The following is a 15,300-nucleotide window of genomic DNA, read 5'->3' on the forward strand; positions in this document are numbered from 1 at the left end:
CGGGATGCGCGAGCCGGGAACGCGAGCCGGAAACGCGGGACGGGAAACGCGGCGGGGGAGCAGGAAGGCCCGGCCGGTGCGGAATCCGCGCCCGGGCCGGGCCTTCTGTCGAACGGGAGGCTACTTCGTCAGTCCATCGACGTAGGCCTGGTTCGCGGCGATCCACTTCTTCACGATCGGCGTGTAGTCCTTCACTTCGACGGTGCCGTTGTACATCTTGTTCTCGAGCGAGAAGAGCCGCTTCGAGTCCAGCTTGAAGCCCTTCACCCAACCGTTCAGCTTGGGGAAGTCCTTCGAGAACGAGGTGCTGCCGAGGGAGTGGATCGACTCGGCGGAGCCGAGGGTGCCCTTCGGGTCCTTGAGGTCCTTGATCGGGAAGGCGTCGTACGCCCATTGGGGACGCCACAGGGTGACCGCGATGTTCTCGCCCTTGCTCGTCGCCGCCTTCAGCTCGGAGAGCATCGCCGGCGTCGAGGAGGTGACGAACTTCATCTTGCCGAGACCGTAGCCCGGGATCACCTTGTCGGTGACGGCCTTGGTGAGGCCGGCGCCCGGCTCGATGCCCACGAGCTTGTTGTTGAACTTGCCGGCGTTCTTCGCCAGTTGGTCGAGCGAGTCGATCGGGGCATCCTTGTTCACCGCGACCGTGAGCTTGGCGTCGGAGTTCCAGGCGCCGAGGTCGTCGATCTTGTCGCCGTACTGCTTGAGGTACGAGGCGTGCGTGGTGGGCAGCCAGCCGTCGAGAGCGAGGTCGTAGTCGCCCGTGCTCACGCCGGCGAAGACCGGACCGGCATCGGCGTACTTGAGCTTCACCGAGTAGCCCTTCTTCTCGAGGATCGACTTCCACAGGTACGAGGCCGCCTCGCCTTCCGGCCAGCCGTTGAACACTCCGATGGTGAGGTCGGCCTTGTCGCCGTTCGAGGGTCCGGCCGCGCCGGCGCCCGACGAGCACCCCGTGATGGCCACGAGGGCCGCTGCTGTGACGGCGACTGCCGCGAGGATGTTCTTCTTCTTCATGGTGTTCCTTTCGTTCCGGTGCCGGGCACCGGGTGATTGGGTCAGACTCTGGCGGGCTCGGTGGCCCGGTCGCTGTCGGAGGGGTCGGCATCCGGGGCGTCGGACTCGGCCTCTGCGGAATCCGCCTGACGCGTCGCGCGGAACGGCCACAGGCGCTGGCCGGACGCCCCGAGGGACGCGGTGATGCGGTCGAGCAGGATGGCGAGGATCACGACGGCCAGTCCCGCCTCGGCGCCGAGGCCGACATCGATGCGGCTGAGGGCCTGGACGATGTCGCCGCCGAGCCCTCCCGCCCCGACCATGCTGGAGATGACAACCATCGACAGCGACAGCATGATGACCTGGTTGACACCGGCCATGATCGTCGGCTTGGCGAGCGGCAACTGGATCTGCCGAAGGATGCGCCCGGGCGAGGAGCCGAACGCGTGGCCGGCCTCGATGACCTCCCGGTCGACACCGCGGATGCCCAGCTCGGTGAGCCGCACCCCCGGCGCGAGCGAGAACGCGATCGTGGCGACGATCCCCGGCACGACGCCGATCCGGAACAGGATGATCGCGGGAATGAGGTAGACGAACGCCGGCATCGTTTGCAGGAAGTCGAGCACCGGCTTGATCACGGCCGAGGCCGCGTTCGATCGGGCCGCCCAGATGCCGATCGGGATGCTGATGGCGATCGCGATCGTCGCCGCGACGAGGGTGAGCGCGAGGGTGTCCATCGCGTTGCCCCACTGGTCGAGTCCGGCGATCAGCACCAGGCCGATCGCGGCGCCCGATCCGAAGATCCACCCCCTGGCCCACACGGAGAGGGCGACGAAGAACAGGATGACCACCCAGAACGGCGGAGTGGCGAGTGCCCAGTCGACGGCGTCGTAGAAGCCGCCGAAGATCGCTCGGACGGCGTCGAAGAACCCGCCGCCGGTTGCCGTGATGAAGTCGACGATGGCCGTGGCCCAGTCCCCGACGGGTATGCGGAAGCCGTTCATTTGCTGCCTTCGTTCGCGGTCACGAGAGCACCCTGCGGCTGCTGCGCCGTGGCGAGCAGGGTTTGGGTGATCACCTCGACGGAAATGGTGGGGGCCGGCTCGACCAGGTCGATCTCGCCGGTGGTGGTCGACACGTTGCCGAGGGCCCCGAGGAGGGTCACTCGCGGGATAACCCCGAGCAACCGGTCGCGGGAGTCGACGACGGCCACGGGCAGCGCGCTCTCGACCGACGCCTCGAAGAGCTCGGAGAGCGCGGTCTCGCCCGTGACGGAGCTCGTCGGGCGCTCGATCACCGACGAGAGGTCGGGGTCTGAGTTGCGCACGAGACGCATGACGTCCCGGTCGCGAACCACACCGAGGTACCGACGGCCCTCGCCGACCACGAACACGGCGGAGGTCTGCAGGTCGCGCATGACGCGCAGCGCCGCCCGCGGCCCGGCGGTCAGCGACACGAGGGCCCGAACCGGCTCCATCACGCTCGCGGCGGTCAACACCCGCGCCCGGTCGACGTCCTTCACGAACTGCGCCACGTAGTCGGTGGCCGGGTCGGTGAGGATCTCCTCGGGCGTTCCCACCTGCACGATGCGGCCATCGCGCATCACCGCGATCCGGTCACCGATGAACATCGCCTCGTTGAGGTCGTGGGTGATGAAGATGATCGTCTTGTCGTACTCCGCCTGCAGCTCGATGAGCTGCTCCTGCATTTCGCGGCGGATGAGCGGGTCGAGGGCCGAGAAGGCCTCGTCCATGAGCAGGATGTCGGTGTCGGCCGCGAGGGCCCTGGCGAGTCCCACCCGCTGCTGCATCCCGCCGGAAAGCTCACCGGGCAGCTTGTTTTCCCAGCCGTCGAGTCCGACGCGCCGAACCACGGCGAGCGCCCGTTCGCGCCGTTCGGCGGCCGGCACTCCCTGGATCTCCAGCGAATACGCCGCATTGTCGAGCACCGTGCGGTGCGGCAACAGGGCGAAGTGCTGGAACACCATCGACACGCTGCGACGGCGCACCTCGCGCACCCGGGCCGGCGAGGCCCCGGTGATGACCGTGCCGTCGATCGTGACGGTTCCGGATGTCGGTTCGACGAGTCCGTTGAGCATGCGGATGAGGGTGGACTTGCCGGAGCCGGACAGCCCCATGACCACGAAGATCTCGCCCTTCTTCACCTCGAAGGAGGCGTCGATGACGGCGGGGGTGCCGGTTCGGCTCACGACATCGCGGCTCTCGCCGTTTTCGAGGCGCCGGACGGCATCCCGAGGGCGGCGCCCGAAGAATTTGTATAGGTTGTGCGCCGTGACGGCGATGGAATCGGACACGTGTTCTCCACATGCGCCGCAACGATCGAAACCGCCGCGGGTGGCATTCGTACTCTCGTCCGGGTCTGCGTCGCGGCGGGGAGGACTCACCCGTCAAGCATTGGGCGAATCTGCGCCCTGCGATCGGAGTCTTCCGCTGGTGCAGCCACGGGGCGGCACCGACGACACCAGACCATACGTTGACGCCCCGTGAGAGGGGGCACGAGCGCGGGCTGGGCTCTGTGGGTCTTGAAGACCACGGACGAGCCTATCAACACCGGAGGCTCCAAGACCGTTCTGGGGCCGGCATCCACGGGGCCAGGCGGTGACCCCACGGGCCGGAAACCCCCGAACGAGCAGGGATGCGGAGGGGTCGGCCGAGCGGTCCCCGAAACTTTGAAACGTGTCGTATTCGAGTGCCCGGCCCGGGCGTGTTGCTCAGTCGAGGAGCAGGGCCGGCTCCTCGATGATGCTCGCGACATCCGCCAGGAAACGGCTCGCCACGTCCCCGTCCACGATGCGGTGATCGAAGCTCGCGCCGAGCGTGGTGACGAAGCGCGGACGCACCTCGCCGTCGACCACCCACGGCTTCTGCTTGATCGTGCCGAGGGCGACGATCCCGGCCTCACCCGGGTTCAGGATCGGGGTTCCCGTGTCCATGCCGAAGACGCCGATGTTGGTCACCGTGATGGTGCCGCCCGTCTGGTCGGCCGGGGAGGTCTTGCCGTCGCGCGCCGTGATGGTGAGCTGCTCGATGGCCGACGCGAGCTCGCGGATCGACAGTTCCTGCGCATCCTTGATGTTCGGCACGATGAGTCCGCGCGGGGTGGCCGCGGCGATGCCGAAGTTCACGTAGTGCTTGACGATGATCTCGCTGTCCGTCCACTGCGCGTTCACCGTGGGATTGCGGCGCACCGCCCAGATCATCGCCTTCGCCATGATTAGCAGGGGCGACACCTTCACGCCGGCGAAATCGGCCGAGTTCTTCAGGCGCTTGACGAATTCCATCGTGCGCGTCGCGTCCACATCCACGAAGAGGCTCACGTGGGGCGCGCTGAACGCGCTCGACACCATCGCGGTGGCGATCGCCTTGCGCACGCCCTTCACGGGGATGCGCTCCTCGCGGTCGCTCGACCACGCGGGGGTCTCGATGTTGCGGAACAGGCTCGCCTGGGAGGCCTGGCGGATCACGTCGTCGCGGGTGATCTCGCCCGCGAGTCCGGTCGGGTTGACCTCGCCGAGGTTCACGCCGAGGTCCTTGGCGAGCTTGCGGATGGGCGGCTTCGCCACGATCGTGGAGGCGGAGGCCGCCGGCACCGACGACGGCCGTGCCGAGGCGGCCGGCGTCGTCGCGGCCGGAGCGACGGCACCGCGCTGGCGGCGGGACGACACCTGGCCCTTGATGCCGTAGCCGACGAGCACGGCGCCCTGGCCCTCTTCCGAGGAGATGCTGCCCGCCGTGTCCGACACCGCTCCGCGCGCGTCGAGGTCGGCCTGGGTCGGCTCCGCCGGGGCTGGGGCGGCCGGCGCGCCGTCGGAGGACACGGAGATGATGGGCGTGCCCACATCCACCGTCTGACCCTCCGGCACGAGGATTGCCGTGACCACGCCGGCGAACGGCGAAGGCAGCTCGACGAGCGACTTTGCGGTCTCGATCTCCACCAGCACCTGATTGACGACGACGGTGTCTCCCGCCTTCACCCGCCAGGCCACGATTTCCGCCTCGGTCAGACCCTCGCCGACATCCGGAAGATTGAATTCTGAGGTGCTCACGCTGACGCTCCTGAATCTCTAGTAGGCCAGGGCCCGGTCGACTGCCTCGAGAACGCGGTCGGCGTCCGGAAGGTAGGGCGTTTCCAGCTTGGCCGGCGGGAACGGGGTGTCGAACGCGGTCACCCTGAGCACGGGCGCCTCGAGCGAATAGAAGGCCTTCTCCGTGACGGTCGCGGCGATCTCCGAGGAGACGCTCACGAACCCGGGCGCCTCGGATGCCACGACGAGACGCCCGGTCTTGTGCACGGAGGCGAGGATCGGCCCGTAGTCGATGGGGGAGAGCGACCGCAGGTCGATAACCTCGACGCTCGTGCCCTCGCCGGCGGCGAGCTCGGCCGCCTGCATCAGCACGTTCACCATGGCGCCGTGCCCGACGAGCGTGACCTCGGTGCCGTTACGCACGACCCGGCTCGAGTGCAGCGGCGACGCGCTCGCGGAGAATTCCACCGGCCCCTTGTGCCAGTACCGGCTCTTCGGTTCGAAGAACATCACGGGATCGTTCGAGGCAATCGCCTCCTGGATCATCCAGTAGGCGTCATTCGGGGTGCTCGGGCTCACGAGCCTGAGGCCCGGGGTGTGCGCGAAGTACGCCTCCGGGCTCTCCTGGTGGTGCTCCACCGCACCGATGTGCCCGCCGTACGGCACCCGGATCACCACCGGCATGGACACCTTGCCCTCGTGCCGGCTCGTCATCTTCGCCAGCTGGGTCGTGATCTGGTCGAAGGCGGGGAAGATGAAGCCGTCGAACTGGATCTCGCAGACCGGCCGGTAGCCACGCATGGCGAGGCCGATGGCCGTGCCGACGATGCCGGACTCGGCGAGCGGGGTGTCGAACACCCGGTTCTGGCCGAAGTCGGCCTGCAAACCCTCGGTGACCCGGAAGACGCCGCCGAGCGGGCCGATGTCCTCGCCCATCAGCAGCACCTTGGGGTCGTCGCCGAGCGCCTTGCGCAGGCCGGCGTTGAGCGCCTTCACGAGGGGGAGTTCCTGGCTGGTGTCGCTCACGCGTCCCCTCCGAACGAGGCCTCGTAGTCGGCGAGCCAGCTCTTCTGGGCATCCATCACGGGGTGCGGCTCCGAGTACACGTTGTCGAAGATCAGGTCGGTGCTCGGCACGCCAAGCTCGAGCGTGCGTCGGCGAAGATCGGCGGCGAAGTCCTCGGCCTCGGTCGCGACCGCGGCGAAGAATGCCTCACTCTCGCCGCGATTGCGCAGGTACTTCTCGTAGCGGTCGATCGGATCCCGGGCTATCCAGGACGAGACTTCGTCGTCGAGCCGGTACTTGCTCGGGTCGTCACTCGTCGTGTGGGCGCCGATGCGATAGGTGAGGGCCTCGATCATCCGCGGGCCTCCGCCGGCCCGTGCCTCCTCGAGGTTCTTGCGGGTGACCGCGTAGCTCGCCAGCACGTCGTTGCCATCGATCTGGATACCGGGAACCCCGAAGCCCCCGGAGCGGAGGTAGAGCGGCACTCGGGACTGCACACTCACCGGAACCGAGATCGCCCATTGGTTGTTCTGCAGGAAGAAGACCTCCGGCGTCTGGAAGCTCGCCGCGAAGACGAGCGCCTCGCTCACGTCGCCCTGGCTCGTCGCGCCATCCCCGAAGTAGACCATGACGGCCTCGTCGGTGTCCGGATGCCCGGTGCCGGTGGTGCCGTCGAGGGTCATCCCCATGGCATAGCCGGTCGCGTGCAGGGTCTGCGACCCGAGCACGAGCGTGTAGAGATGGAAGTTGCCGTTGGCGAGCGGGTCCCAGCCTCCGTTCGTCACCCCGCGCATGACCCGCACGATCTCGATGATGTCGAGTCCTCGGATCATGGCGATTGAATGTTCGCGGTAGGACGGGAAGAGGTGATCCTGCGCACGGGCGGCGCGGGCCGAGCCGACCTGCGCGGCCTCCTGGCCGTGGCTCGGCGGCCACAGCGCGAGTTGGCCCTGGCGCTGCAGGTTGGTGGCCTCGACGTCGAAGCGCCGGGTGATCACCATGTCCCGATGGAACTGCTGGAGCTGTTCGTCGGTCAGGGCGTCGATGAAGGGAAGGTACTCGGCGGCGGCGTCACCCGTGGTGAGTTGTCCCTCGGTTGAGAGGAGCTGCACCATTTGTGCGGATTCTGCCACTGTGACCTCGCAGTCCTGTTTCGGCAAGCGCCTGGGGGGATTTTCGGCGCCGCGCGGCGACACCGAGCTTCTAATCTAGCGTGGCCCCGCTACGCGGACTTGGTAGGTTGCGAACAACCTCCGCCGATGCCCTTAGGAGTTTGTCCACAGAAGCCGGCTCGCCGATCGTCACCCGCAGGCCATCCGGAAGCAGCGCACGAACCACGATTCCATGACGCTCGAAGACACCGGCGGCGTATTCGGTGGAGTCCCCGGTGGCGAGCCAGACGAAGTTGCCGTGCGGCCTCGGCACGTTCCAGCCCTGGTCGACGAGGGCCTGCCAGACCTGGTCGCGAAGCACCGCGATTCGCGCCACGCGCTCGAGCAGGAGATCCTCCTGCACGAGGGAGGCGAGCCCGGCGGCCTTCGCCTGTTCGGTGACCGAGAGCGGGATCGCGGTGCTTCGCGCGGCGTCGAGGATGGGCTCCGCGCCCACCGCGTAGCCCAGGCGCAGTCCCGCGAGGCCATACGCCTTCGAGAAGGTGCGCAGGATCACGACGTTGGGATACCGGTCGGCGATGGACCGGCCGTCCACGGCGCTCGCATCGGTCACGAACTCGACGTATGCCTCGTCGAGAATGACCAGGATGTCGGCCGGCATCCCCTGCATGAACTCCTCGAATTCGTGCGCCGTGACGATCGATCCGGTCGGGTTGTTGGGCGAGCAGACGATCACGACTCGTGTGCGGTCGGTGACCGCACGGAGCATCGCCGGCAGGTCGTGCCTTCCGTCTGCCAGAACGGGCACCTGCACGCTCGAGGCACCGGCGACCGCGACGAGCCCCGGGTACGCCTCGAAGGAACGCCACGCGTAGACGACCTCGTCACCCACGGTCGCGGCCGCCTGGATGAGCTGGGCGAGCAGCGCCACCGAGCCGGCACCGAGGTGAACCCGCTCGGCCCCCACGCCGAATCGCGCGGCAATCTGCTCGCGCACGGCAAGTCCGGACGCCTCGGGGTAGCGGTTCACGGCGTCCACCGCCGCGATCGCCTCGACCACGGCGGGAAGAGGTTCGAACGGGTTCTCGTTCGACGAGAGCTTGAAGGCGTCCGCCCGCGCGGGCTTGCCCTGCTTGTACGCGGCGAGCGCGACTATCTCCGGCCGCAGCTTGACCGCGGGCGTCTCCTGGCTATTCACCGTCCAAGCCTATGTCGCCGGGATGCGCGAGCCGATTGCACCTGCGCCCCTCGCACGGGCATAGTTGAGGAATGACGAGACTCATCGTGCGCCTCCTGATCAATGCCGTCGCCTTGTGGTTGACCACCCTCATCGTGCCCGGAGTGAAGGTCGTGCCGTTCGCGCCGGCCGACACCCTGGCCTGGGTTCTCACCTACCTTCTCGTCGCGATCATCTTCGGCGTCGTGAACGGCGTGATCGGCAACTTCATCCGCATCGTGGCGTTCCCGATCTACATCCTCACCCTCGGCCTCATCGCGCTCGTCGTCAATTCCCTTCTGCTCCTTCTGGTCAGCTGGATCTCCTCGCTCATCGGCTTCGGCCTGCACGTGGACGGCTTCTGGTGGGGCGTCCTCGGGGCCCTCGTTCTCGCGTTGATCAGCTGGCTCATCGGCATCCTCCTTCGGCCCCTCGTAGGAACCGACCGCCGCCGCTAGGCCTCCGGCCGGGTCTCAGGGCCTCACGCGGGTCGCGGTGTAGAGCGTCGACTCGACGGTCGCGCCGCGTTCTGGCGAATTGAGGGCGCCGAGGGTGCGCTCCACTCTGGCTTCGCCCGAGGCGTCCACGAGCGCGGCGGTCTGTCGGTACGCGGAGAGCTGGTGGGCCGGGAAGGCCACGCTCGTGTCGACCGGGGCGCCGGCGAAGAGTTCCCGCCGGGCCAGCACCGGGTCGGCCGACGCCCAGGTGCCGCCGAGTGCCGGCACGATGTCGTCGGTGTGCTCCACGGCGAGCCAGGGCACGCTCGTGGGCACCGCCACCTGGGCGGCCGGGGCGCCGAGGGTGAAGAGCCCGCCGGCGTTGTAGTCGCCGGATGCCGCGATCTGGGCCGCGACGAGGCCGCCCTGCGAGTACCCGGTGAAGACCACGGGCGAGGCGGCGGACACTCCGGCCGCCGCCATCGCCTCCCGCACCGCGCGGGAGGAGCCGGCGTCCTGGCCGGCGATGCCCGCGACGTTGCTCGTCATGTCCCACGGCTCCGTGCCGGCGACGACCGAGAAGTCCCGGGTGCCGCCGATGTACACCTCGAACCGGTCGGCCTCGCCGGCCGAGCGGTAGCGGTCGATGCGCACCTGCGCGTCGCCCTCCGGGATGCGGGCGGCCCGCTCCGCGAACGTCACCGCGGGGGATGCGACGACGGGCAGTGCCCGCTCGACGGTGACGCCGGTCTCCCGCAGCGCGCCGAGGCGGCCGGCCGCCCCCCTCGCCACGGAGGCCGAGGTGCCGAGGCCGACCAGGCCGAGCCCCTCGTCCCCGACGAGACGAGCCAGGTCGGGCGGAATCCTGAGCACGCCGGCCCCCACGTCGTCGGCACTCATCACCGACAGCCGCACCGCCTCCACGACGCCGGGGTCGGAGAGGGCCCGACTGTTCCTCCTGAACCAGACGGGCAGCGCGGCTCCGAGTGCCCGCCGGCTTTCCGCCGAGAGGAGGGCGTAGCCGGAGGCCGCACCGCCGAGGAAGCCCACCGCGGCCGGCAGGAGCACGAGGGCGATGGTGGGCAGGGCGAGGCCGAAGAGGTAGCCGGCGCCGGCGGCGACCTGTTGGCCGAGCCGGTGGAGGGCATCCTCCGCCTCGCCGTACCGTTCGGCCGACAGCTCGAGCGCCGTGCCCAGGTGCTCAAGCCTCGACCGGGTCGCGCCGATCGTGGCGATCGCGTCCCGGATGTCGCGCTCGGCCGAGGCGGCGCTCAGCGGGGCGTCGGCGTCTCGGAGCATCCCGGCCGTGACCCCCCGGTCGACCGCGCTCAGTTCGGCGAGGCAGTCGTGGAGGCGCACGCCGATCATCGCGAGGTCCCTGGCCCGGGAGAAGAGCTCGGCTGTGGCGACGGCGGTGGATCCGCCTCCGCCGATGATCAGGTCACCCGACACGGCCGGCCAGGCTCGCGATGGCTCGCCGGGTGTGCATCGCGGCGGTGGTGAGCTGTCTCTCCGCCGCTTCGAGCTGTCTCGCCGACGCGTCAACGGCATCCACGTAGCGTGAGTGCGCCTCGCCCCGCCAGATGCCGCACTGCCGGGCGGCGGGGAGTCCCGTTCTCGCGGCGGCGACCACCCGCGCGACGTGGTCGAGCGCCACGAGCTGCTGCTCGAGCGCGTGCATCAACCGGGTTTCCGCGGCGACAACGGACTCAGACACCCCACCTCCTCCCGACCCAGCCATGATCGCCGCGGGCGGTGCGGCCCGGCCTCGGTGCCGCTACCGCGGGGGTGGGCGCCGCGGCCCGTGCGCCTGTGCGGGAGCGGATCGGGAGAGAGTGCGTCAGAGCAGTGCGCTTCAGGGCGTGGGCAGCCGGGGACGTGGTCGCGGACCGCCGGCGGCCGGGACCGCGCTGGACGCGCGCCCAAACTGCGGGAGAATGAAGGCATGAGCTTCGACCGCACCCTCGACGAGTCGGCGCTCTTCAGGATCTGTTTCGTCTGCACGGGCAACATCTGCCGTTCGCCCATGGCCGAGGTCGTGTTCCGTGACCTGATCCGCAAGTCGGGCTACGTCGGCGCCATCACGGTGATGTCTGCAGGCACCGGCGACTGGCATGTCGGCGAGCACTCGGACGCCCGCACGATCGCCGCCCTCGAGGCCCACGGCTACGACGGGTCCCTGCACCGCGCGAAGCAGTTCGACCCGAATTGGTTCGAGAACCTCGACCTCGTGGTCGTCTTCGATCGCAGCCAGGAGCGCATCCTCCGGGCCTGGGCCACGAGCGAACAGGACCGCGGCAAGGTGCAGATGCTGCTCAGTTTCGACAGTGAACAGGCCGCCCAGGTGGATGTTCCCGATCCGTACTACTCCGATGCCGCGATGTTCGACAACGTGCTCGGAATGATCGAACGATCAAGCTTGGCGCTCTTTCGCCAAATCGAACCAGGAATCCGACGGGGAACCCCATGAATCCACTGCCAGAACAACCACTGAGCCCGCTCGACGGACGATACAAGGCCGCCGTGGCAGGGCTCGGGGAGCACCTCTCCGAGGCCGGGCTCAACCGCGCCCGCGTGCTCGTCGAGGTCGAGTGGCTGCTCTACCTCACCGATCACGAGCTGTTCGGGTCGAAGCGCCTCGAGGCCGAACAGGCGAGGGCGCTGCGCCAGGTCGTCGCCGACTTCGGGCAGGACGACATCGACGAGCTCGCCGAGCTCGAGGCGACGACTCGGCACGACGTGAAGGCCGTCGAGTACTACGTGCGCCGCCGACTGGTCGCGCTCGGGCTCACGGATGTCGAGGAGCTCACCCACTTCGCCTGCACGAGCGAAGACGTGAACAACCTGTCCTACGCCCTCACCATCCACGCCGCGGTGCGCGACGTCTGGCTGCCGAGGGTCCACCTGCTGATCAACGCCCTGTACGTGCGGGCCGACGAGCACCGGTCGGTGCCGATGCTCGCCCACACGCACGGGCAGCCCGCGACGCCGACCACGGTCGGCAAGGAATTCGCGGTGTTCGTCAACCGCCTGCGCCGCATCGTGGCGCAGGTGGAGGCCACGGAGTACCTCGGCAAGTTCAGCGGCGCCACCGGCACCTTCGCGGCGCACGTCGCAGCCGACCCCAGCCAGGACTGGCCGGCCATCTCGCGGGAGTTCGTCACGTCCCTCGGGCTCAGCTGGAATCCGCTGACCACCCAGATCGAGCCGCACGACTGGCAGGCGGAGCTGTACCAGCGAATCAGCCACACCAACCGTGTGCTGCACAACCTCTGCACCGACATCTGGACCTATATCTCGATGGGCTACTTCACGCAGATACCGCAGGCAGGCACGACCGGCTCCTCGACGATGCCCCACAAGATCAACCCGATCCGCTTCGAGAATGCGGAGGCGAACCTCGAGCTCTCGAGCGCCCTGCTCGACTCCCTCGCCGCGACCCTCGTCACCTCCCGCCTGCAGCGAGACCTCACCGACTCGACCACCCAGCGCAACATCGGCGTCGCGATCGGTCACTCGGTTCTCGCCCTCGACAACATCCTCCGCGGGCTCGGCGAGATCGCCGTCAACCACGAGCGCCTGGCCGAGGACCTCGACGGCAATTGGGAGATTCTCGGAGAGGCGATCCAGACCGTGATTCGCGCCGAGGTCACCGCGGGACGAAGTTCGATCGCCGACCCGTACGCCATGCTCAAGGAGCTCACCCGCGGGCGCCGCGTCGGCGCCCAGGAGTTGCGGGACTTCGTCAACGCCCTCGACATCGGCGAGGAGGCCAAGTCGCGCCTCGCCGCCCTCACCCCGGCCGGCTACGCGGGGCTGGCGAGCACGCTCGTCGACTACGCCGCGGAATAGCCGGGGCGACTCTCGCGACTTACGGGGCGGCGCTGCACCGGGCTAGTGGCCCTTGTCCTGCTCGCCGAGGTCGATCTTCTCGGCCTCGTCGGGCTTCACGGCGAGTGACAGCATGGCGATCGTCACGAGCGTCACGATGAAGGCGATGCCGAAGAAGACGAGGGAGAGCACCGGCTGGCGAGTGCTCAACAGCACGACCAGACCGATGAACACGGAAATGATCGCCGACAGCACGATGTATTCGAGCGGCTTCAGGCGGTCCTGACGGCTGGGAGTTGTCACGCCGAGGTCTCTCTTTCCGCCGGTGACGGCTTGGCTTCTTCTGCTTCCGGCGTCGACTGCGTTCCCCACTTGGCGGAGAGGCCGGCGATCAGGAGGTACACGGCGAGGATTGCGGCGTAGGCGCCGAGCAGCCCGACGACGACGACCGAGGAGTCGAGCACCCGGGCCACGCCATCCGGACCGGTGAAACGCTGGCTGTACCCCGGGGGGATGAGCACGAAGACCACCGCGACCACGGCCGTGAAGGCTCCCGCCGTCACCCAGTCGCCGGAGGCGACGAATCGACGCCGCGTGCGCAATCCGCTGTACAGCTCGAGGAAGCCCGTGATCGCCGCGAAGACGGTGAGGATGAGGAAGAGGTACTGAACACCCCCGCCGTTGACGAGGAGGGCGAGCAGCCCGGCCACGACTGTGACGGCCCCCTGGGCGATGACGAACGCGCGCGCCCCCGAGTCGGCGAGCCGCAGCAGTGCCGCGGCCGCGACGACGACACCGCCGACGATGCCGAAGATGCCGAACACGACGAGCCCGAACCGGGCGGAGTGGTCGGCGGAGAAGGTGATGACGAGGGCGAGGGCGGCCGCCGGAATCGCGCGAGCGATCGGCACCGGCCAGTACGCGGCGCGCTGGGCGGCGATGGGCAGCTGGGGCGCCACGTGACCTCTTTCTCGGTGGGCAAGGAGAGGCTAGTTTACGCTCCCCGGCATCGACAACCGATGGGAGCCGGCGGCTACTACGCGCCCGCCATGTCCTGGAAGCGCGAGAAGTGGCCCTGGAAGGCGACGGTCACCGTGCGGGTCGGTCCGTTGCGATGCTTCGCCACGATGAGGTCGGCCTCGCCGGCGCGGGGGTTGTCCTTCTCGTACGCGCTCTCGCGGTGCAGGAGGATCACCATGTCGGCATCCTGCTCGAGCGATCCACTCTCTCGAAGGTCGGAGAGGGCCGGCATCTTGTCTGCCCGCTGCTCCGGACCACGGTTGAGCTGGGAGAGGGCGATCACGGGAACCTGCAGCTCCTTCGCGAGCAGCTTGAGCGCACGGGAGAACTCGCTCACCTCCTGCTGGCGCGACTCGACCCGCTTGCCCGATGTCATGAGCTGCAGGTAGTCGATGATCACCATCTTGAGGCCGACCTTCTGCTTGAGCCGACGGCACTTGGCGCGGATCTCGACGAGGGTCATGTTGGGGCTGTCATCGATGTAGAGCGGCGCGTCGTTGATACGCCCACGGGTGGAGGCGATCGTCGTCCAGTCGCGCGTGTCCACGGTGCCCTTGCGCATGTTCTGCAGGGGAACCGAGGCCTCGGCGGAGAGAAGGCGCATCGCGATCTCGGAGCGGCCCATTTCCAGCGAGAAGATGATCGACGGCATGTCGTTCTTGATGGATGCCGCCCGAGCGAAGTCGAGTGCGAGGGTCGACTTTCCGAGCGCCGGGCGGGCGGCGACGATGATCAGCTGGCCCGGGTGCAACCCGTTGGTGAGCTCGTCGAGCTCGGCGAATCCGGTGGGCACCCCGGTCATCGAGCCGTCGCGACCCTTTGCGGCCTCGATCTCATCGATCGCGGTCGTGACGGCGATGGTGAGCGGGATGAAGTCCTCTGCCTCGACACCGCCGGTGACCCCGTAGATCTCGGCCTGGGCGTTGTTGACGAGGTCGACGACTTCACCCTCGCTCGCGTAGCCCATCTGCACGATGCGCGTACCGGCCTCCACGAGCCGTCGCAGCACGGCCTTCTCCGCGACGATGGTCGCGTAGAAGCCGGCGTTGGCCGCCGTTGGCACGAGTCCGGTGAGAGTGTGCAGATATTCGGCGCCGCCCGCGCGGGTGAGCTCACCGGTCTTGGTCAGCTCGTCGGTGACGGCGATCGCGTCGGTCGGCTCTCCGTGCGAGTACAGCGACAGGATCGCGTCGAAGATGATCTCGTGTTTCGGGATGTAGAAGTCGACGGCGCGCACCGATTCGATCACATCCGCGGTGGCATCCTTGCTCAGCATCATGCCGCCGATGGCGCTCTGCTCGGCGAGCAGATCGTGCGGTGGAGTGCGCTCGGACTGCCGCTGATCGGCCGCGAGGCCCAAATGGGCGATCGACATCTCACACCTTTCGAAAACACTGACCGGGAGCCAAGAGGCGTCCGGAAACCGGGGTTACCAGGACTTCGTGTGTCGGTCCAGTTCTACCGGTCGCTACCGACAATTCCTGCCCAGCCTGTGGTTCCTTGTGGCCTCCCCGATGGCCCTGCTACACCATAGGAACCCCATGGCACCGGTAGCAAACTGCCCCTGTGTATAACCCTGTGGGCAAATGGCGCGAAACGCCGACGGCGATGTGAGCAACCTGTGGAAAGTCCTGTGAG

The 15,300-nt window shown here is 68.3% G+C and carries 15 protein-coding genes; 3 read left to right on the top strand and 12 right to left on the bottom strand.

All coding sequences use genetic code 11. The features are described from left to right. Positions 1–120 precede the first annotated feature (120 nt). The 7 genes from FVP33_RS13785 to FVP33_RS13815 all read right to left on the bottom strand — a co-directional run bounded on the left by FVP33_RS13785 (position 121) and on the right by FVP33_RS13815 (position 8,356). On the bottom strand, positions 121–1,017 hold the full coding sequence (locus FVP33_RS13785; RefSeq protein WP_147784265.1) for a glycine betaine ABC transporter substrate-binding protein: 897 nt from the start codon (positions 1,015–1,017) through the stop codon (positions 121–123). Between the two features lie 41 nt (positions 1,018–1,058). Further along, positions 1,059–2,000: an ABC transporter permease gene (locus tag FVP33_RS13790; protein WP_147784266.1), complete on the bottom strand. Its 942-nt coding sequence runs from the start codon at positions 1,998–2,000 to the stop codon at positions 1,059–1,061. Further along, complete coding sequence (locus tag FVP33_RS13795; protein WP_147784267.1) at positions 1,997–3,310, bottom strand: quaternary amine ABC transporter ATP-binding protein; 1,314 nt, start codon at positions 3,308–3,310, stop codon at positions 1,997–1,999. Before FVP33_RS13795 ends, FVP33_RS13790 begins: the two co-directional genes overlap by 4 nt. A gap of 417 nt (positions 3,311–3,727) precedes the next feature. After that, positions 3,728–5,062 (bottom strand): dihydrolipoamide acetyltransferase family protein, encoded by a 1,335-nt coding sequence (locus FVP33_RS13800; RefSeq protein WP_147784268.1) that lies wholly within the window; start codon positions 5,060–5,062, stop codon positions 3,728–3,730. An 18-nt stretch (positions 5,063–5,080) separates the two neighbouring features. After that, the gene (locus FVP33_RS13805) at positions 5,081–6,067 is read right to left on the bottom strand and encodes an alpha-ketoacid dehydrogenase subunit beta (RefSeq protein WP_147784269.1); all 987 of its coding nucleotides are present in this window, start codon (positions 6,065–6,067) and stop codon (positions 5,081–5,083) included. Continuing rightward, positions 6,064–7,161, bottom strand: a complete 1,098-nt coding sequence (locus FVP33_RS13810) for a thiamine pyrophosphate-dependent dehydrogenase E1 component subunit alpha (protein ID WP_147784270.1) — start codon at positions 7,159–7,161, stop codon at positions 6,064–6,066. The genes FVP33_RS13805 and FVP33_RS13810 overlap by 4 nt, the downstream gene beginning before the upstream one ends. A gap of 88 nt (positions 7,162–7,249) precedes the next feature. Next, a complete protein-coding gene (locus tag FVP33_RS13815) occupies positions 7,250–8,356 on the bottom strand; it encodes a histidinol-phosphate transaminase (RefSeq protein ID WP_147784271.1) in 1,107 nt (368 codons plus the stop codon). Between the two features lie 71 nt (positions 8,357–8,427). Between FVP33_RS13815 and FVP33_RS13820 the strand changes: the two genes are divergently transcribed. After that, entirely contained in the window at positions 8,428–8,832 is a 405-nt protein-coding gene (locus FVP33_RS13820) for a phage holin family protein (RefSeq protein WP_147784272.1), read from the top strand. Between the two features lie 15 nt (positions 8,833–8,847). Here FVP33_RS13820 and FVP33_RS13825 read toward each other — a convergent pair whose 3' ends face one another. Both FVP33_RS13825 and FVP33_RS13830 read right to left on the bottom strand, forming a co-directional pair. Then, positions 8,848–10,263 (bottom strand): serine/threonine-protein kinase, encoded by a 1,416-nt coding sequence (locus FVP33_RS13825; protein WP_147784273.1) that lies wholly within the window; start codon positions 10,261–10,263, stop codon positions 8,848–8,850. Continuing rightward, on the bottom strand, positions 10,253–10,528 hold the full coding sequence (locus tag FVP33_RS13830) for a hypothetical protein (RefSeq protein ID WP_147784274.1): 276 nt from the start codon (positions 10,526–10,528) through the stop codon (positions 10,253–10,255). The genes FVP33_RS13825 and FVP33_RS13830 overlap by 11 nt, the downstream gene beginning before the upstream one ends. A gap of 228 nt (positions 10,529–10,756) precedes the next feature. On the opposite strand from FVP33_RS13830, the gene FVP33_RS13835 reads away from it, so the two are divergent. Continuing rightward, positions 10,757–11,281, top strand: a complete 525-nt coding sequence (locus FVP33_RS13835) for a low molecular weight protein-tyrosine-phosphatase (RefSeq protein ID WP_147784275.1) — start codon at positions 10,757–10,759, stop codon at positions 11,279–11,281. Then, a complete protein-coding gene (gene purB, locus FVP33_RS13840; protein WP_147784276.1) occupies positions 11,278–12,663 on the top strand; it encodes an adenylosuccinate lyase in 1,386 nt (461 codons plus the stop codon). Before FVP33_RS13835 ends, purB begins: the two co-directional genes overlap by 4 nt. Before the next feature lie 42 nt (positions 12,664–12,705). Here the strand turns inward: purB and FVP33_RS13845 are convergent, their stop codons facing one another. The 3 genes from FVP33_RS13845 to dnaB form a co-directional block, all read right to left on the bottom strand. After that, a complete protein-coding gene (locus tag FVP33_RS13845) occupies positions 12,706–12,945 on the bottom strand; it encodes a hypothetical protein (protein WP_147784277.1) in 240 nt (79 codons plus the stop codon). After that, positions 12,942–13,601 carry a hypothetical protein gene (locus FVP33_RS13850; protein WP_147784278.1) on the bottom strand — a complete coding sequence of 220 codons (660 nt, stop codon included), beginning with the start codon at positions 13,599–13,601 and terminating at the stop codon, positions 12,942–12,944. The genes FVP33_RS13845 and FVP33_RS13850 overlap by 4 nt, the downstream gene beginning before the upstream one ends. Before the next feature lie 77 nt (positions 13,602–13,678). Next, complete coding sequence (gene dnaB / locus FVP33_RS13855) at positions 13,679–15,037, bottom strand: replicative DNA helicase (RefSeq protein WP_147784279.1); 1,359 nt, start codon at positions 15,035–15,037, stop codon at positions 13,679–13,681. Positions 15,038–15,300: the final 263 nt, after the last annotated feature.

Origin of the sequence: Lacisediminihabitans profunda, assembly GCF_008040105.1 — a bacterium.
Lineage (GTDB): Bacteria > Actinomycetota > Actinomycetes > Actinomycetales > Microbacteriaceae > Lacisediminihabitans > Lacisediminihabitans profunda.

Coding starts and splice junctions, on each gene's coding strand:
- FVP33_RS13835 (WP_147784275.1), top strand. CDS start 10,757: ATGAGCTTCGACCGCACCCTCGACGAGTCGGCGCTCTTCAGGATCTGT.
- FVP33_RS13810 (WP_147784270.1), bottom strand. CDS start 7,161: ATGGTGCAGCTCCTCTCAACCGAGGGACAACTCACCACGGGTGACGCC.
- purB (WP_147784276.1), top strand. CDS start 11,278: ATGAATCCACTGCCAGAACAACCACTGAGCCCGCTCGACGGACGATAC.
- FVP33_RS13790 (WP_147784266.1), bottom strand. CDS start 2,000: ATGAACGGCTTCCGCATACCCGTCGGGGACTGGGCCACGGCCATCGTC.
- FVP33_RS13785 (WP_147784265.1), bottom strand. CDS start 1,017: ATGAAGAAGAAGAACATCCTCGCGGCAGTCGCCGTCACAGCAGCGGCC.
- FVP33_RS13820 (WP_147784272.1), top strand. CDS start 8,428: ATGACGAGACTCATCGTGCGCCTCCTGATCAATGCCGTCGCCTTGTGG.
- dnaB (WP_147784279.1), bottom strand. CDS start 15,037: ATGTCGATCGCCCATTTGGGCCTCGCGGCCGATCAGCGGCAGTCCGAG.